The organism is Paenimyroides aestuarii (assembly GCF_024628805.1).
GTDB lineage: Bacteria > Bacteroidota > Bacteroidia > Flavobacteriales > Flavobacteriaceae > Flavobacterium > Flavobacterium aestuarii_A.
Genome location: NZ_CP102382.1, coordinates 2578439 through 2597264, shown reverse-complemented (window position 1 = coordinate 2597264; position 18826 = coordinate 2578439). Strand labels below are relative to the sequence as shown.

16 protein-coding genes are annotated in these 18826 nt (G+C 34.2%); 1 reads left to right on the top strand and 15 read right to left on the bottom strand.

Translation table 11 applies throughout. The features are described from left to right. Nucleotides 1-2: 2 nt before the first annotated feature. The 3 genes from NPX36_RS12560 to NPX36_RS12550 all read right to left on the bottom strand — a co-directional run bounded on the left by NPX36_RS12560 (nucleotide 3) and on the right by NPX36_RS12550 (nucleotide 2505). Nucleotides 3-476: a DUF6428 family protein gene (locus NPX36_RS12560; RefSeq protein ID WP_257499067.1), complete on the bottom strand. Its 474-nt coding sequence runs from the start codon at nucleotides 474-476 to the stop codon at nucleotides 3-5. Between the two features lie 60 nt (nucleotides 477-536). After that, on the bottom strand, nucleotides 537-866 hold the full coding sequence (locus tag NPX36_RS12555) for an ArsR/SmtB family transcription factor (RefSeq protein WP_257499066.1): 330 nt from the start codon (nucleotides 864-866) through the stop codon (nucleotides 537-539). A gap of 103 nt (nucleotides 867-969) precedes the next feature. Further along, on the bottom strand, nucleotides 970-2505 hold the full coding sequence (locus NPX36_RS12550; protein ID WP_257499065.1) for a SulP family inorganic anion transporter: 1536 nt from the start codon (nucleotides 2503-2505) through the stop codon (nucleotides 970-972). A gap of 340 nt (nucleotides 2506-2845) precedes the next feature. Here NPX36_RS12550 and NPX36_RS12545 point away from each other — a divergent pair, with 340 nt between their 5' ends. After that, nucleotides 2846-3751: a sterol desaturase family protein gene (locus NPX36_RS12545; RefSeq protein ID WP_257499064.1), complete on the top strand. Its 906-nt coding sequence runs from the start codon at nucleotides 2846-2848 to the stop codon at nucleotides 3749-3751. 443 nt (nucleotides 3752-4194) lie between these two features. Here the strand turns inward: NPX36_RS12545 and NPX36_RS12540 are convergent, their stop codons facing one another. From NPX36_RS12540 to NPX36_RS12485, 12 genes are all read right to left on the bottom strand, one after another. Beyond that, nucleotides 4195-4878 (bottom strand): DUF421 domain-containing protein, encoded by a 684-nt coding sequence (locus NPX36_RS12540; RefSeq protein WP_257499063.1) that lies wholly within the window; start codon nucleotides 4876-4878, stop codon nucleotides 4195-4197. Nucleotides 4879-5014: 136 nt separating this feature from the next. Further along, the gene (locus NPX36_RS12535; protein WP_257499062.1) at nucleotides 5015-5401 is read right to left on the bottom strand and encodes a DUF1801 domain-containing protein; all 387 of its coding nucleotides are present in this window, start codon (nucleotides 5399-5401) and stop codon (nucleotides 5015-5017) included. A 2-nt stretch (nucleotides 5402-5403) separates the two neighbouring features. Beyond that, a complete protein-coding gene (locus NPX36_RS12530) occupies nucleotides 5404-6093 on the bottom strand; it encodes an SMUG2 DNA glycosylase family protein (RefSeq protein ID WP_257499061.1) in 690 nt (229 codons plus the stop codon). Between the two features lie 29 nt (nucleotides 6094-6122). Then, entirely contained in the window at nucleotides 6123-6431 is a 309-nt protein-coding gene (locus NPX36_RS12525; RefSeq protein WP_257499060.1) for a hypothetical protein, read from the bottom strand. Between the two features lie 102 nt (nucleotides 6432-6533). Further along, nucleotides 6534-7145, bottom strand: a complete 612-nt coding sequence (locus tag NPX36_RS12520) for a C40 family peptidase (protein ID WP_257499059.1) — start codon at nucleotides 7143-7145, stop codon at nucleotides 6534-6536. Beyond that, nucleotides 7135-9009 carry a DUF349 domain-containing protein gene (locus NPX36_RS12515; RefSeq protein ID WP_257499058.1) on the bottom strand — a complete coding sequence of 625 codons (1875 nt, stop codon included), beginning with the start codon at nucleotides 9007-9009 and terminating at the stop codon, nucleotides 7135-7137. The genes NPX36_RS12520 and NPX36_RS12515 overlap by 11 nt, the downstream gene beginning before the upstream one ends. Before the next feature lie 83 nt (nucleotides 9010-9092). Continuing rightward, a complete protein-coding gene (locus NPX36_RS12510; protein WP_257499057.1) occupies nucleotides 9093-9809 on the bottom strand; it encodes a shikimate dehydrogenase family protein in 717 nt (238 codons plus the stop codon). Between the two features lie 14 nt (nucleotides 9810-9823). Beyond that, nucleotides 9824-10414, bottom strand: coding sequence for a hypothetical protein (locus NPX36_RS12505; RefSeq protein WP_257499055.1), 591 nt, complete (start codon nucleotides 10412-10414; stop codon nucleotides 9824-9826). 1 nt (nucleotide 10415) lies between these two features. Beyond that, the gene (locus NPX36_RS12500) at nucleotides 10416-11813 is read right to left on the bottom strand and encodes a tetratricopeptide repeat protein (protein WP_257499054.1); all 1398 of its coding nucleotides are present in this window, start codon (nucleotides 11811-11813) and stop codon (nucleotides 10416-10418) included. Nucleotides 11814-11893: 80 nt separating this feature from the next. After that, nucleotides 11894-13084 (bottom strand): aspartate aminotransferase family protein, encoded by a 1191-nt coding sequence (locus NPX36_RS12495; RefSeq protein WP_257499053.1) that lies wholly within the window; start codon nucleotides 13082-13084, stop codon nucleotides 11894-11896. Then, nucleotides 13085-14746, bottom strand: coding sequence for an OstA-like protein (locus NPX36_RS12490; RefSeq protein ID WP_257499052.1), 1662 nt, complete (start codon nucleotides 14744-14746; stop codon nucleotides 13085-13087). It lies immediately after the preceding gene. A gap of 67 nt (nucleotides 14747-14813) precedes the next feature. After that, on the bottom strand, nucleotides 14814-18788 hold the full coding sequence (locus tag NPX36_RS12485; protein WP_257499051.1) for an AAA domain-containing protein: 3975 nt from the start codon (nucleotides 18786-18788) through the stop codon (nucleotides 14814-14816). Nucleotides 18789-18826 lie beyond the last annotated feature (38 nt).

The window sequence follows — 18826 nt, the reverse complement described above, 5'->3', positions numbered from 1 at the left end:
AATTAACAACATCCGCCGCCCGGAGTGCATGAATTACTGGTGTTCATTGATAAAGTGGCTAAATTCTTTTTTTGTTTTTCAGATGGAATTCCGCAAGCATCTTCTGCCAAACAAGCCGTAGTTTTATTTTTCAATACAAATGTTTTTCCATTGAAATCTAAATCATATTTGCCGATGGTTTCCGCTTGATATTCCACTTCAATTGCAGCATCTTCGATACCTAATTTTTCTTCTGAAAGTTTAATAATGTTTAAAAGTTTGGCAGGCTTTAATCGATGGTTGTAATCATCGGCATTCCATAATTGAAAATTTACTACTTTTTCGGTGCGAACCACCCCTCCGCAATCAATAAATTTTTTGGTGATTTGTCCTACTTCTGTTATGTGAAAATGTTCAGGGACAAACGCTCCATTTTCTAATTGAAATGCAACATTTTCCAACGTTGGTAAAATTTCTTTAATGGTTGATAATTTCATGTTATTGAATTTTAAATTGTTTTATTGCAATATTACGATTAATAGAATTAAAAAAATGCTCTAGCAACATTTCTTAACACTTACATCATCTTTAAAAAACACAAGCAATTCGTTTTTTAGCGAAAGCCACACGGTTTCATCTATGCAATAGCATACGCTGGTTCCTTCAATGGTTCCTTTAATAATGCCCATGCTTTTTAATTCTCTTAGATGTTGCGAAATAGTAGCTTGTGCCAATCCCAATTCTTCTACCAAATCATTGCATATGCAAGCATTTTGCTTCATAATGTGCTGAATAATAGCAATGCGGGCAGGATGTGCCAAGGCTTTAAAAATAGAAGCCAATCGGTTTTGGTGTTCGTTGAATATTTCGGTTTTTGTAACGCCCATTTCTTTTAATTATTACATTGCAATATTACGATAAATAATGTTTGCGAAAAAATTTAAGTAGATTTTTTTTGAATTATCTATGTTTAGTCAACGTGTTCATCGTTTATTTGTTGGTCATCACCTTGTATGTGGGATCTTCTATAATGTTTATTGCAATGACGCTGTCGGCATTTTTTAATAAACGTCTGCAATCTTCGCTTAAATGTTTTAATTGTACTTTTTTTCCTTGTTTATGGTACTTTTCGGTAATTTTATTTAGTGCTTCAATAGCCGACATATCCACAATTCTACTCTCTTTAAAGTCGATAATTACTTCATCGGGGTCATTTATTAAATCGAATTTTTCTAAAAAAGCAGTTGTTGAACCAAAGAAAAGCGGTCCATAAATCTCGTAATGTTTCACTCCGTTTTCATCGATATATTTTCGGGCTCTTATTCGTTTGGCACTTTCCCAAGCAAAAACCAGCGCCGATACCACAACACCCACTAAAACCGCCAAAGCTAAATTGTGAAGCGTGATGGTTATTAAAGCTACTAAAATTCCCACAAAAATATCGTGGCGCGGCATTTTATTAATGATTCTAAAACTCACCCATTCAAAAGTGCCAATAGCAACCATCATCATTACACCAACCAATGCCGCCATGGGAATTTGCTCAATCACAGGACCTGCAACTAAAATAATCAGCAAAATAGCTATTGATGCAACAATTGAAGAAAGTCTGGCTCTGCCACCTGCGCCCACATTCACTAATGTTTGGGCAACCATGGCACAACCGCCCATTCCACCGAAAAAACCGTTTGTTATATTTGCTAATCCCTGAGCTGCTGCTTCACGATTCGATTGCCCTTTGGTATTGGTAATTTCGTCAACCATATTAAGTGTAAGCAAAGTTTCGATTAATCCCACACCTGCCATAACCAACGCATACGGAAAAATAATTTGGAGTGCTTCCCATGTAAAAGGTATTTGAGGGATGTGAAACGATGGAAGCGATCCGCTGACCGATGCTATGTCAATTACTTTTTTAGTATCAATTCCAAAAAAATAAACAATGCCAAACACCACCAATATAGCTACTAAAGATGCCGGAACGGCTTTGGTAAACTTAGGTAAAACAAACACAATTGCTATGGTTAGCAGTGTTAATCCACCCATGATATAAAGTGCCGAACCACTCATCCAACTTTCCACACCATTTTCCACAATTTTAAATTGAGCAACTTGTGCCATGAAAATAATTACTGCAAGTCCGTTTAAAAAACCAAACATTACAGGCTGCGGAATTAAGCGCACAAATTTACCCAACTTAAAAATTCCTACCAACATTTGCATGATGCCTGCCAAAACAATTGCCGCAAATAAATATTCCACTCCATGCGAAGCAGCCAACGCAATAAGCACCACAACAGTTGCACCGGCACCTCCGGAAACCATTCCTGGTCTGCCTCCAAAAACGGCGGTAACAATTCCCATTAAAAAGGCTGCGTATAAACCAGTTAATGGTGATAAACCGGCTAATATTGCAAAGGATAAAGACTCTGGCACCATAGTCATGGCTACTGCTAGTCCTGCTAAAATTTCGTTTTTATAATCGATTTTTTGTTTGAAATCAAATAAATTGATGATTTTTTGCATAAAGGTATATTTTGATAGATAGGGGAAGGAAGGACGCTTTTTGAAAACAATCTCCTTTTTTTAGAATCTATTATTAAAAATAAGCAAAATGATTCCGTTTAAAGACAGAACTATTTAAACTGATGATGTGTTTTAATTGTAAAATCGAGCAAAATTACTGAAATGTGAACATCCATCAAAAATTATTAAAATTTAATTAGTGCTTTTGGTTCGCTTTTTGAAAGGCTATTTGTTAAATATCTTGAGCCATTTTGTGTGTGGAGGTATTTATTTGTAAATTGTAGATTGTGAATAACTGAATCACTACTAAAAGTATAAATTTCTTAATTAAAATCAATATATGAGTAATTTTTTTGGAGCATCACCAATTTCTTATGATGACATCAAGAATTTAGAAGCCCAATCGGGCGATTTAATCATCTATGCTATTCCTTTAATGGCTTTTTTTACAGGTTTGGAAATTTGGTATTCGTGGTATTCTAAAAGAAATAATTATTCCACTAAAGAAAGCTTGGGTTCTTTGTTTGTTGGTTTGGGTAATGTGGTAATAAATTTAGCTTTTAAAGTAGGATTTATCTATGGAGCTGTTTACATATACAATACCGTTCCGTGGCGTATGGAATTCAATTGGTGGACATTAATTCCTTGTTTATTAATTTACGATTTTTGCAGTTATATGGCACATCGTGTGTCGCATTTCAATCGGTTTTTTTGGGCTACGCATGTGGTGCATCACAGTGCCGACCATTATAATTTAACGGTTTCTTTTCGTTTAAGTTGGGTGCAACACTTCAAGTTGTTGTTCTTTTTGCCAGTAGCTTTTTTGGGTTTTCATCCCGTAATCTTCTTTATTGTAAATCAAATTTCGGTATTGTTCCAATTCTGGCAACACACGGAATATATTGGTAAATTGCCGCGTTTTTTCGAAAATATCTTTGTAACGCCTTCCAATCACAGGGTTCATCATGGGTCAGACGAAAAATACATTGATAAAAACTTTGGGGCTGTTTTTATTTTTTGGGATAAATTATTTGGTACCTATCAACCCGAAGAAGAACGACCAACGTATGGTATCACCACCAAAATTGATAATAAATGGAATCCATTGTATTTAAACTTTCATGAATACGAAAGTATCGCCAGCGATGTGAAAGATGCAAAAAGCTTAAAAGAAAAGTTTTTTTATGTGTTTGGAAGTCCTGGAAAGATTGATAAATTAAAAAAGAAATCTGTAAAAGTTAAATAATCGTTCAGGGGTTGTAATCAACATTTTAGAGAGATAAAAGGTGCGTTAAAAAAAGTCCTCCGCGCAAATTAAATATCTCACCTTTTAATTCTTTTTGAGTAAAAAACCCCATTAGCGGAGGACCAAATGTCATTCTTTTAATAGAGTTTTTGAATCAAAAAGGTGAGTACGCAAATATAGAAACAAATTTATAAATCAAGCAAGTCTAGAACTAATAAAAATCTTTAAATATTACGTGTTTCCGTTATTTTTATAACCTGTAGAAAGTGCAAACCCTATTTCTAATTTTTCAAAGTACATTTAATTGTAGTGAATTTATAAAGCAGATAATGCTTACCTTATAGATAAGCATTACCCTAAAGAACTAAAGGTGAGGTCGCGTTTACTAATTCTTAAGAATTTGCAATTGCTAATCACTAAAATAGCTCTGTATTCTTATTTCTTTAAAACGAAATTTTTCTGTTTGAAGCTTTTACCCATTCATTTCTGTTGCAAACCGTACATTTCATTGCATGCTCTTGATTATATGAAACCGTTTCACCACAAAAGGTACATGCATAAAAAGTGCCAATTTCAAACGAATATACAATATTTTTTAGAGAATCGGGCAGAATGGGCAGCCCATATTTTGTTTGCTCTGTTTGGTAAAAATAAACACTTATCTCGCCAGAAATCTCTAAAATTGCATATTCTACCTGACCTAGATGAAAAACACTGTTTCGGCGCATTTCCATAAAAAATTCATCTTTACTTAAAGTTTCTTTTGAAAAATCTTCTAAAGCAAATTTTCCTTTTTTAATGATATATACTTCTTTGCCTTCCACCACATTCTCCAGCCACTTAAACTTAAAAACCAATAAGGTTAGCAATTTGTAGCAAATGGCAATTACGCTAAAAGCCACCAAAGCGTTTAAAATACCAATTTCTTTATAAATCATAGGATCTCCCGCAGCAGACCCCAATCCTAAAATCACAACTAATTCAAAAACAGATAGTTGTTTTACGCCGCGTTTTCCTAAAATTCGCAAAAAGATAAGGATGACCAAAAACATCACAAAAGTTCTAAATGCTATTGAAAGCATAAACGTCCAATTATTTTCACCTAAAAGTAATCCTTCTAAATCCATAAAAATGTTTGTTATGGTAGATTAGTAGCTATCAACTATTGCTATTTTGGTTTTATGGTTCCATTTTATTGCATCAATTATGGAATCAATTTGGGTATTTTTTGTACAAATAAGGTACAAATTCATCAATGAAAAATTACAATTTAACAAGCACGCCTTTTCGTTTTACGATATTTTTGTAATCCCACTGAATGTTTATCGATTTTTCCAACCAGCGTTCTAAATCGGCAGCGATAATTTCATCTACATGGTTATAAAAAATCGATGCGTCTTTAAATTTCGATCCACGAACACTTAATAAATCTTCATCAAAATCTGCACCACTCCAAAATATTAGCCGAATGCCTGCTTTTTCTTTGCTGTAACCAACAATCGGGTTTCCGTTAATAAACCAAACCGGATGCCCATGCCAAATTTTACTTTCTGCATTTGAAAGGTTTTGAGATATAAGTTTGTTCAATACATTGCACACTTCTTGGTGTGGTTGCGCTTGCTTGCTGTTATAGCTTTTAATAGTTTCCATTTTTATATAGTTGATAGTGCTGCCACGTATTTATCAATATACCATTCTTTTTCTTTTGATTTATATTGTTGGATAAACCGCGGATGCTCTAGAACAGTAATTTTTTTAAACAATTGGGCTTCATTGTTAATTTCATGAATAAATGTAGCGTTTTTAATGCCTAAAACAAAAACTTCTTCACTATTTAATCCCAATGAAATATGTTTTTTTAGGCAAGAAACCATAAATTTTTTTACATTTTTGAAAAGATTTTTATCATCATAATAATTAGCATTCACCCAATTATTTGATTTGTTCTGTCGAATAATGGCCAACGGAAAAGGAGAGTTTATATAAAAATTGCGGTAAAAAGCATCAGCACCGCCAAAAGCTTCGATCACATCATATAGAAAAACCGAAGATATTTCATGGGTGTGTGCCGATTTCATTTGAATGCCACAAACGCTTTCTAATCGTTTCGTATCGGTAAATGGTACGCCAGTGACACCCGCACCATGCCGGCTTGGGTTAATGCCAATAATAAATTTTCGTTGGTTGGTGTCGTTGTAGTATTTTTCATAAAACTGTTGCATCACCACCAACGTTTCCGGGTTGCTATGATACGGGTTCAATACCTGAAACCCATTAGGCAACAATCCCTTAAATGCAATTTTTTTATTAAAAGCTATGATTTTTTCGGCAAATTGTTCCATTTGAAGTGCTACTTTCTGCTATTAAACCTTTAATTGTTAATCAATAAAAATTCTTCAAAAGTGATTTCTTCTGTGTTTATTAAAGCATAAAAAAAGTATTCTAATTTAAACTTTGCGCCATGTGTATTGGGCTCTAAAACTCCTTTTTTATTGTACGTTTTTTCGAAAGCTGCTTTTTGGAATGATTTAATTACGATTTTGGAATTGTGAACGTATTTTAAATTTTGAATTCGGTTAAACAAAGTTTCTAAACAAATTCCTTCCTTTTTAATTTCATCAAACAGCGCATCTAAGTCAGTGATGGGGGTTGCGGCTGCTATTGGGTTTTTTCTTGGCATATATCAAACATCATTAAGGAAATTAAAAAGTAGTTTTTTTAATTTCTTTAAAGGTACGCCTAATTATCTTACCAAATTCATTTTTAACGTATTGATTTTCTGCTAGTCATTTTGCTGATACGAACCACATTTTATCAAAAAATTTCCGTAATAAGGTGCTGTTAGGTTTGAAATAATAACCCCTTTCGATGTAGATGCATGCACAAACATATTGTTTTGCAAATAAATTCCTACATGGTTTACAACGCCCGTGTTTCCAAACGAAAAGAACACTAAATCGCCTTCTTTTAAATCTTTGGTGTATTTTCGTTTCACATTTGCAGCAATATCCTTTGAAACTCTTGGAAGTTGTAGATTATACACTTCTTTATACAACAAATTGGTGAAACCTGAACAATCGACTCCTTTTTTGGAAATGCCACCAAATTGATAGGGTGTGCCGTACCAATCAATAATAAATTGATACAGGCTTTTGTTTTTTAAACTGCTCGTACTAACGTCTAACAAAGTGCTAATTTCTTCTAAACTAGCGGGTTTCGAAACATTTTTATTTGTTTTTACAACTTCTTTTTTATTGTTTTTTTCTTGGTTGTACTTATCGCGCCAATCTGTTTTTGATTTGCAGGAAAAGGCAGCCATAGCTAAAAAACAAATAAAGATGTATTTTGATATGAAAAAAACCGGAATGCTCCGGTTTTGTATGTTATTCATCATTTTTATGGATGTTTTTTAATTGATCCAGCTTCTCTTTCCAAAGATTCAATTCATCTTTGTGGCGGTCAATGTTTTTATTGATTTCTTTTACCAGCGGATTATCTGCTTTTGCATTTGAAATAAATTGCACATTGTTTTCTAACTGAAAAATTTCCGAGCGAATTTCTTCTATCTTTCGTTGCACAAAAATGGTTTCGTTTTGCAAGCGGCGGTTGTCGTTGTTTTCAATTAAATGCTCAATTTTATTATTGAATTTCACCAATTCTGCTTCTTTTTTAGAAAGACTTAGTTTGTCAAACAAAGCATCTAAAATTTTATTGAATTTGCCTTCAATATGTCTTCGGGTTTGAGGTACAACTCCTAAACTTTTCCAGTTTTCAATATGCGCTTTAATACCGTCTAAATCGGTTTTGTGATCGCCTGTCAACTGAAAATCTTTTAAGCTTTCTAAATATTCTTTTTTCTTGTGAAAATTTTCCATTTCTGCTTCTATCTCTTTGCTGCGTTCGGCATGCAAACGATCAAAGTACGCATTACAGGTTTGTTTAAATTCTTTCCACAAGCTGTCTGAAAACTTTCTTGGCACATGCCCAATGTGTTTCCATTCTTCTTGTATTTTTTTCATCAAAGGAGTAACCGTTTCAAAATCAGAACTTTCATTCAAAGCTTTTGCTTGTTCCACCAATGCTTGTTTTTTAGCAAGATTGTCTTGCTGTTCTTTCTTAATGTCTTTGTAAAAATTATTTTTTAAAACATTAAAGTTGCGTGTGGCATTTTTGAAAGCGGTCCAAGTTTCCTCGCTTTGTTCAGCAGGAACTCTACCAGTATTAAAGAATTTTGTTCGCAATTCTTCGATTTCTTTAATGCCGTTTTGCCAATCGTTGTGTGAGTGGAACGATTTAGTCGCAATTTGTTCAATAGCAGCGATTAATTCCTTTTTTTGCTCTAAATTTTGTTCTTCACGTTGGCGAATTTCATTTTGCAACATTTCTCGTTTATTGTGTAATTCTTTTGTGATGTTGCTGAAATTATGCCAGATTTCTTCGCGGTATTCTTTTGCTACCGGTCCAATTTCTTCTTTCCAAACGCGGTGCAAAGTCTGCAATTCTCTAAAAGCTTTTCGAATGTCTTTTTCATGAATTAACAACGAAGCACGCTCTATTAATTTTTGTTTTTGTTCTAAATTGTTTTTAAAATCTAAATCACGTGCCTCACGGTCCATGTGCAATTGATCGTAAAAACGTTCCAAATGAAAATGGAAATTATTCCAAACGTGGTTGTAATTGTCTTTGGGAATAGAACCCGCATTGCGCCAACGTTCACGCAACTGATTAATATCTTTTAAGGCAGCATTGTAATTATCGGTGTTTTCTACTAAATCTTTTAATTCTTCGATAATTTGGTTGCGTTCTGCCAAATTTTTCTTTAATTGATCTTGTATCGATTTAAAATGGCTGTTGCGTTGGTCGCGGTAGTGGCTGTATAAAGAATCGAATTGATTTTTTGCCGGCAGATCATACTGAAAATCGGAAGCAAAAGCATCGGGGTTTTCTTCTAAGAAAAGTGTTCTTTTTTCATCGATCACATCATGATATTTCTGTAAGAAACTACGTTTTATAGCTTCTACATGCTCGCGAATGGCAGTTACCTTTTCGTTTTTTAGCAAAAGATCCAATTGCTCGTTCAATGCCTCTAACGATAATTCATCGTAATCGAGTAAAGGAATATCGTTATTTTCGTTGATTGATGACGTTTCGCCGTCTTCTGCATTGGTAGAATTGATTTGATCCACAATGGTATTTGATTCATTTTCAGTTGTAAATCCGTCTGCTTCATGCAGGTTATCATTCTTTTCTTCTAACATTTTTCTAATGTTTAAGTTTAACAAAATTATTTTTGAAAGATAAATAATTAATTATAATTAACAAATACTTTTTGAAAAAACAATCAACTGTTCCAAATTTTCCAAGCTTCTTCTGCTTGAATTTGCAGCATTTCCCATCCATTTTTTATGGTTGCGCCTTGTTTTTTACAATTTTTTAGAAATAATGTTTCCGCCGGATTGTACACTAGATCGTAAGCCAAATGGTTGTTTGATATGTAATTATAAGGAATTTGTGGTGCAGAATCTACATTTGGAAAAGTACCAACAGGCGTACAGTTTATAATAATTGTATGATTATGAATGATTTCTTCTGATAAATCTTCGTAAGATGTTTTTCCGTTTCTCGATACTATTAAAGTTTGAATTTGCAATTGATCTAAAGCGTAAATTACTGCTTTGCTTGCACCACCTGTTCCTAAAACCAATGCTTTTGTATGATGCACTTCTAATAAAGGTACTATTGATTTTTTAAAGCCAATCCAATCGGTATTGTAACCAATTTTTTTTTCGTTTTCGATTTTTATGGTGTTAACGGCACCTATTTTTTCCGCATGAATATCTAGCGCATCTAAATACGGAATAATCGCTTCTTTGTAAGGGATGGTTACATTATAGCCTTGATTATTTTCTTTAAATAAAAGATTTAACTCTGATAAGTTATCTATATCAAAATTAACGTATTGCGTATTTAAAATACTTTCTTTATTAAACTTATTGTTGAAGTAATTTCTCGAAAAAGAATAGCTGATTTTTTTGCCAATTAAGCCGTATGTTTTCATAAACAATTAATTTTTTACCAGAACTTCCACCAAGATTTTTTTCTAACTGTAATAGATGAACTACCCTCAATAAAATATCTTCCCTTAATTTCTTTAGTATCCAAATTTATTGAAAAATCTTGCCATTGTTCAGTGTCACAAAGATCATATGTTTTTCCAAAAAGAACGTTGTCTTGAATTTTTAGATCTTTTATACCATCTACAGATAATCGCTTACTGCACCACAAACTATTTTCATAAATATTATAATCAAAAATTTTTTCAGAATCAGAAAATATTAGGTTTTCATCGTTATGCTTTAATGCATATTCTACCCCTAACTCATAAGAAACAATGGGTTTTTTATTTTCTGGCGACATTACATAAACAAAACCACCAGCTATAACAATAACAATATTAAATTTTGGGTAATCAAAAACATCATAATAATTTGTCCAACCTGGTTTAAAGTTTGCTATCCAGTTAGTTCCGTCTTTATTATAAAATTTTACAACAAAACCCTCTGAAAAGAAACCTTCGCCATCTGTATTTATAGGAATATACATTGGTCCATAAGCGGGTAAGCTTTTTAATACTTCAAATTGATTTGAATTACGAGTGGACAAACTATTCTTGATTAAAATTCTGTATGTAATTTTGCACCTGCTCATTTTCCCAAACCGTTGGAAAAAGATCTTGTAACAATGTTCGGTTTTTATAATTTAATGCCAGGGCATTTGTTAAATGATATAGTGCTTTTTCGGTTTGATCGGTCAACATATATAAACCCACCAAACGGTATTCAATCTCGTATTCGTCATTAAAAATATCGCGAGCCTTTAGTAATTTCTGTATAGAATCGTTATTGTTTTCTAGCAATCGCAAGGTATCGCTCCAAAAAAGCCACGTGTCTAAAAAAGCATCGCCGTGTTCAATTGCTTTTCTAAAACCCAATTCGGCTTCTTCCAAAAACAATAAATCTTTATTAATGATTGCAAATCGGCGCCAATACAAATAATTGTGCTCATCGATTCCCAATGCTTTATTTACAAATTGTAAGGCTTTTTTAAAATCGTTTTTTTTCAGATATAAATCTGCAATAGCAATCCACGATTTATCCATTAAAGGATCTTCGTGTACCGATTTCAAATAATATTTTAATGCTTTATCTAAATTCTTTAGATGTTCATAACAAGCGCCAATTCTGCGATATACATACGATGATGGATCTTCAATTTGCAATACATCTTTGTAGCAGTTAATTGCTTGTTGATACATTTTCAATTTTTCGTATGCTTTACCTTTTTCAATATAAGCGCCTGTAAATTTTTCATCGATAATACAAGCAAAATCAAAAGCTTCAATGGCTTTTCGATAATCTTTTGTGATATAAAATTGGCGACCTAATTGATGCCAAGCAACTTCTGAATAAGGGCTGTGGTCTATGAATTCTTCTAAGAACTCAATGGCTTCTTTGTTGTTGTCTAAAAAATCGTAACAATACACCACATTATAAAGCGCTGTTTGGTCTTCCACATCGTGTTCCAAGCATTTTATAAATGCGTCTTTTGCTTGTACAATTTCATCGATATATAAATATTCCATTCCCAAAAGCGAATACACATCGGCAAAATCATCTGTATATTGCAAAGCAATGTTTAAACATTCAATGGCCTTTTGATGGCTACCTTGTTTTGAAAAAATGGTTGCTCGTTGAATATACACTTCATCATTTCGAGGATCAATAGCTTGTATCTCGTTAAGCAGTTTTTCGGCTTTGTCTAATTTATCTTCAAAAACCAAAAGCTCTACCTGAACCAATTTCAGTCCGATAGAGTTGGGATGCTGCTCCAAACCCAGCTTTAGTGCCTTTTTAGAAAGGTTTACTTTCCCTGAATCTAAATAGTGCAGTATAATGTTTTCAAATTCTTCTGAATCGAAAAAACAAACTTTATTTGTTTTAAGCATATTCTCGAATTTTGAAATAGACATTCTAAAAAAATCTTCTTCGTCGTTTGTAAACATAATCGACCTTTCTTTTTATTAAATATAGTTCATTTTATGCATTTTTTTTGCTTTTAAAAACTATATTATTAACATTTTAATTAACAAAGTTCGGCTTGAACTTCGTTTAACGCATCCAATAGCAACGCACAACCTTCTTTAATTTCTTCTTCAGAAATGGTTAACGGTGGTGTGATGCGGATGGCTTTTCCTTCAAACATCAACCAAAATAATACCAAACCTTTGTCTTTGCATTTTAAAATTACGCGATTGGTGATTTCTTCAGAGGGTGTCATGGGTGCCAACATTAATCCTTTTCCGTGAATTTCGGTGATTAGTGGGTGTTTTAATAAGCTTCGGAACAATTGTTCTTTCACTAAAGTTTGGGCCATTAAATCGGTTTCAAGCAACTCTTGCAGCGTTGCCAAGCAGGCTGCCGCAATGACAGGGTGTCCGCCAAAAGTGGTAATATGCCCACATTTAGGATCGCTCGCCAATAAATCCATAAGTTTTTCATTGGCTGTGAATGCACCCACGGGCATGCCGCCGCCCATTCCTTTGCCCATAACTACAATGTCGGGTATGATGTTATAGTTTTGAAAACCAAACAGTTTGCCTGTTCTACCAAATCCCGGTTGAATTTCGTCTAAAATTAGTAAAGTTCCGGTTTCGTCACAGCGTTTTCGCACCTTTGCTAAATAATCATTTTCTGGAGTGATGAATCCGGCGCTTCCTTGAATGGTTTCTAAAACCACTGCAGCCGTTTGGTTGGTGATTTGTTTTAAATCGGCTTCGTTATTAAAGGTGATGAAATCTACATGGGGCAGCAGCGGGCGGAAAGCTCTTTTGCGTTCTTCGTTGCCCAAGATACTCATCGCACCTTGTGTATTGCCGTGATAGGCATTGTTGCACGATATAATCTGTGTTCTGCCGGTGGCACGTTTTGCCAATTTTAACGCGCCTTCAATAGCTTCGGTTCCTGAATTGACCAAATAGGTTTTGTTGAGCGATGCGGGAAGCTGTGCTGCTAACAGTTTGCAAAAATCAACTGCAGGTTTTTGAATATATTCGCCATAAACCATCACATGTAAATAGTGATCTACTTGGTTTTTTATTGCTTGAACCACACGCGGATGCTGATGTCCTAAGGTGCAAGCCGATACACCGGCAACAAAATCTAAATGCTTTTTGCCATCGGTGGTATAAATGTAACTGCCTTTGGCACTGCTAATTTCTAGTGCTAGCGGATGCTCAGTAGTTTGTGCTTGGTACTTAAAAAAATCTTGCTTCATTTATTCCTTTCGGTTTTTAATCACATTTGGTGCTTTTGCTTTTCGCTTAAAATTCAAGGTTTTTTCTTGAATTTCCATAGGTTTTTCGCTTATTTTTTCGTTCTGTTTAATTTCTTGCTCGGCTTTATCGTCGTGCTTCAATTCTTCCTCGCTAAAGAGTGCATCTACGCTGTACATTCGTTCATCGCCCCGCCAATTAAAACCTGCTAATTTTCGAGCATTCTCTGGAAATTGCTCGGGTGGGTAAGTGGTTCCTTCCGGATTAATCATTCGGGTGGCAGTTGTGATTTTGTTTTCTTCTAATTCTAAAACAATTTTGCTACAAATGCCTTTATCAATTCCTTTCAAAACTTGCTCATCATATACATAATAAATCATTTCTGCATTTTGAACCAAATCAATCTGCCGAATTTTATCATCGATAAATTTTCCATACATATTAATTCCTTTGGCCTGGTTATAGCCTGATCCTAAGGTATCTTTCTGAATCACAAAGGCATTGTTTAATACTTTTAAGGAATCTAATTTTTCGGTTTGCACATTGTTTATCAAATGAATCACATCGCCGGTTAACTGACTTTCACCATTGAATAAAACAGGTTTTCGAATTAATTGCAAAAGTCCAATTTTTTGATCGTAATGCAATGAATCTGCTTTTCCGCTCATGTCGGGTGTGCGATACATGCGTGCATTGGGATAACCTTTTATCACACGTTGTTTATCAGGTCCCACAATTTGTAAATTTTTTGCATGAAAATAGGTGGTATCTTTTGGCGTATAATAGGTTATGAGGGGTTTTTTAGTCATGTAAAGTGAATCGTTTGCCCGAAAAACTTCAGCAAAATGGCTTGTTGCAACAGTGTTGTTAATAGTATCGGTAACTTTTACATTATTGATTCCTTTGGCATACGAACGTTTTTCATCATAAAACATTTCATCAGCTTCAATACGCTTGTTGTCATAAAGAATAAACGATTTTTCAATCATTTTTCCTTCGTTTAATCGGGTGTCGTAAAAACCATTTTCGGTGTAGATATGATTTCCTTTATTATCAATCGTGGAAGGACCAAACAAATAGGCATGACCCGAATCTTCGTAATAGTCTAAATGGTTCGATTTCACCACATTTTCAGGATTGGTAATCACCACTTGCGTTCTAAACTCATATTTTAATTCCCGCGTGTAGTATTTTCCGGTTTTCGATTTTAAGGTATTTTGTTTGTTGGTAATGGTTGCGTGGTCGTTGTAATAGGCAATTCCCGTGTTTCGGTCATAATATACTTTTTCTGATTTTAAAGACGAATCGGGGGAAGTCATTACCACATTTCCCGAAGCATACGCAATTTTTTGCATGCCATTATATTCGGCATATTTGCTGTTCAATTGCAGAGTGTCGTCTTGAACAATTCGTACATTTCCAAACAGTTTTGCATAATTTTCTTTTTCAAAAAAATAGGCTTTATTGCAGTAAATATACATACTGTCGTGCTGCATTTGAACATTACCTGTAAGAATTTTGGCACCGGGAACTTCATATTCGTTCACATCGGTAAAATCGGCTGCCAAAAGTCGTATAATTTTACCACTTGTTTCGGTTGTTTGTGCATGCAATGACAGACTGCAAACCAAAATAAAAAGCAGGTTTAAAAAAACGTTTTTCAATTGAGATTATTTTTTTCAAAATTACGCATTTTAAGCGATATCTTCACTAAACTTTTGTTAATGGATTTTATAAAAAACGAGCGATCTTTTTAAATTCGGCATCCAAGTTTTGCCAGCAATTGTGACTCCAAATACGAATGTATTCATAACCTGATTTTTTAAGGATTTTCTCTTTGTGTATATCTTCCAAATAAGCCAAGTTTTCCATATAAATTTCTTTGCTCATACATTCAATTGCAACTGCTGGTTTGTTTTCGGGCTGTAAAAGGATATCAATTGCATAGCCGCCAAAATCATAATTTAAAGTTGCTTTTACAGTTGGATAATTTTCCGTAATCAATTGAAAAATTTGCTTTTTAAATTCGTTTTCTGGTTTTTGGTGAATTTCAGAATGTTTGTTGCCGTATTTTTCTAATTCAGCCAAAATATCTTTTCTGGCTGTTTCGTTTTCCTCGCTAACAGCTTTGCAATAAGCTAAATAGGTGTAAAAAACAGCGCGGCGGTTATTGGCGCCTTCTTGTGCTAAAAAATCTTTGTAATTGCTGTAAAATTCGGAAGGAATAGAATTACAAATGTAGATTTTTTCCTTTGCTCGGGTCACAATCACATTGAGCAATTTGTATCCTTTGGTGTGATTTACAGGACCAAAACTTTGCACAAATCTACCGTCTTTTTTCTTGCCGTAAGTGGTTGATATAATGATTACATCGCGTTCATCTCCTTGAATATTTTCTAAATTTTTTATAAAGAAACCCGCTTTTTCTAATGCATTTATTTTGTCTGCAAAAGCGCTGTTTTCTGGTGCATTCATTTTTTGCAAGATTTTTCTGCGGATGAAATTTCGCTGAGTAATATTAAACGTTGCAATTCCAACCGATGGATACAAACCGTTTGCTTTGGGTTGAATTTCCTCTAAAATTTCCAGTACTTTTTCTGCTTCTTCTTCATTGATATGCTCGTGAAATGTGCCACCCACTTCATAAAATTCAATGGGTTTTTCATTTTTTGAAGCCGGAAGTGGTCGCAAGCGTGAATTGTAAAACGCATGATTTGAAAAATCAATTAAATGCGGATGTTTGGATCGATAATGAAAATCTAAATGATTTTTTTGAAAATTGTTTTCTAAAGCAAAATCTAATAGCGATTCAATGTTTAAAAGTGCATTTTTAAATGTGAGCACTTCTTCGTCTTCCACATCATCTTCGTCTTCCACACTTCCGTCAAAAACTTTACTAAAATAATTTGAAGGAGGCATTTGGTGCTCGTCACCCGCCACAATGATGTTTTTTCCTTTGAGCAACGCCGGTAGGTTGTCTTCTAATTTTAACTGCGATGCTTCATCAAAAACCACATTGTCAAAATAAAAATTTTTACCTTGAAACAAGTTACAGCACACATCGGGCGTTGTTAAAATTATAGGGAAAAAAGCGGTGAACAAATCGGTGTCTTTAAACGTAATTTGCCTTAATGACAAGCGGTTGTGATTGGTGCTTTTACGTTTGTTGTATAAATTCGCTACGGTTAAATCTTTGTTTTTTAGTTCAAACTCTTTCACGGCATTTTTTTGTGCATCGCTCCAGAAATTATGAATGAAATTTTTTTGTATCGATGAAAAATTTTCAATTTTCTTTGAAAGATCTTGGTAGTTTTTCTCGCTAACTTGCAAAATACTTTTCGATTTTTCTTTTAATAATTTATCGAAATAAGCATATAAAAAAGACTGTTCCCAATTAGAAATTTCATAAAGCACTGCCACACATTGCTGCTGAAAAGGCGAGAGAGTGCTGTAAAAATGAAACCATTCATGCCCTGCCAACAAAGGATTTTCAATATTGGAGCTGTAATTGTCAAAGGTTTCAAAACTTGCTGTAATTTTTTCTTTGAAGGAAAAATAGGTCGTTCCAAAATCGGTATTAGCCAACCACGTATCATTAATGATTTGCTTTTTCAGCTGCAAAATATTGTTTACCAATTCATTAAACACATCGGTGGTGAAATTGCTGTCGTAGTAATTTAAAACATCAATTGCAGCAAAATCTGTGGTTATCTTTTCTGAAAAATGTGTTTTTAATGTGGCTAATTTATCTTTATAAGCAAGAATCTCTTGTTTGTTTTTCAATAAATCGGCAGAAATCTCAATAGCATCAAAATCGTCGTGTTGGGTAATGGTTTTAATTAAATGCCCGAGTTCAATTAGTCGTTTTTGGGCTTTTATTGCTTTTTTCTTTTTAGAAGATACAATCGCAAGCAATTTATAGAAAAAGCCATTGGTTTTCTCAGGGTCATAAATATCTGCTGTATCGGCAAAAGTACTTGTGAGCAATTCGGTTTCATTGATATAATTGGTTAATTGCTCACTGTTTTTGGTGAAATCGGTTTTTCGTTTGCCATAATAAAAATGTTCAAATGCAGTCGCTTGCTGTTCAATTGCAGCAAATTGTTTTTTATAGTGCGCAAATGCTTCGTTTATTTTATTTTGAATAGCGAAAAAATGATCGGTTAAAAGCATTTGGTCGTTATAAAAAAACGAAGCGCTAAACGGTTTAAATTTTTCATAAAGGGGTTGCCCGTTTGAAAATAGATAAAGCAACTGCTGAAATTCATCGGTGGTAAAATTGCACGAAATCAGGTTTAAATCTACTGGTTCTTGTATCGATTTTAACGATAAAATGGTTCCAATAATTTCGGTCCAATTTCTGTTGTCAATCAATTGCACGTTCAGTGTATGATGAATAGTGTTCAGTTTTTCCTTGAGTTTGTCAATTGCTTCCACCTCTCTATTCAAAAATTCTTGCCAATGCAATTCACTTGCTTTTTTAAAATCGGGTTGATCAATAGTGTTGCGCACCGCATCGACCACCAATCGGCGGTCCGAAAGACTGTCTTTAATCATGATGCAGTATTTCCCCAAGCCCTTTTCTTGCAACGCATTATACAAAACTTCTAGAGCAGTTTGTTTTTCACATACCACCATCGTGCGATGTTTGTTTTCAAGGGCATTGATCAGCACTGCAGTTAAAGTTTGGCTTTTTCCTGTTCCCGGTGGTCCTTGGATTACAATTTTGGATTGCTTTTTTAGCGATTCTAAAATTTGTTGTTGGGATGGATCGGTTTCTATGGAAGTAATTGATTGAAAAGTTTTATTTTCATTCGTTCCTTCTTGGGGTTTAAAATCGGTGATTAAGCTTTCATAATCGTTAATAATATTTTGCTTTTGCACTTCAAAAAGTGAAAAAATACCACATTTTTCGATTACCGCATCGCCGCGTTTTTCTAACTTTTTGTCGTATGCAGCTTTGGTTTTTAGCAAAGGAATGCGCTCATAGTTATTCAACAAAAAATCAATGTTTTGATCCATTTTAAGTTTTTGAAGAATTTCGGTACAAATAGCAAAAATTTCGGGTTTGTCTAACTTTCCATCTTCGAGCATTTCAGGCGGAATAGGGTTTAGGCTAATGCCGGAATCATTCTGCAAATGGTTGATAAGCACTTCGTTTAAATAAATCGGGTCTTCTTCGGTACGACTTATTTTCCAAGTGTTCATTTCCGATGATTGCTTAGCTCTTACCGACCAAATAAATAGCGGAGCTGCCGTGATTTGCCCATCGTTTTGATCTTTGCGAATTAAAATAGGGAAGCCGAAACCAAAGGTGTTGATTCCTTTTTCAGACTCAATTGCTTCGCTTTGAAAAATTAAATTTTCAAAACTATTGGCAATTTTTAGTAAGTTTTTTTCGCGTTCTGCTGCCGCATCTGTTGGATCTTCTTCTTGTGCAATGACTTCTTCTTCCAATTCAACAAGTTCCACATTTTGATCGCTAGTTGCTTTGTCATGAATTGAAAAAGAAAAATTCATATTTTTCAAGGTCAACAAATCTAAAATAAAGCGTTCGGGCAAGCTTGGGTATATTTCAGCCAATCGCGCCAAATCGAATTTATATCTAGAGTTTCCGGGAATGGCATTCAGGTGCACACCACGGCGGTTACCCACTTTTAATTTGTTTTGAAATGCCTGAAAAACATCGGCAGTAAAACTATTCATAGTATTTTTAATATGTTTCGCAGTAAAAGTAGGATAAA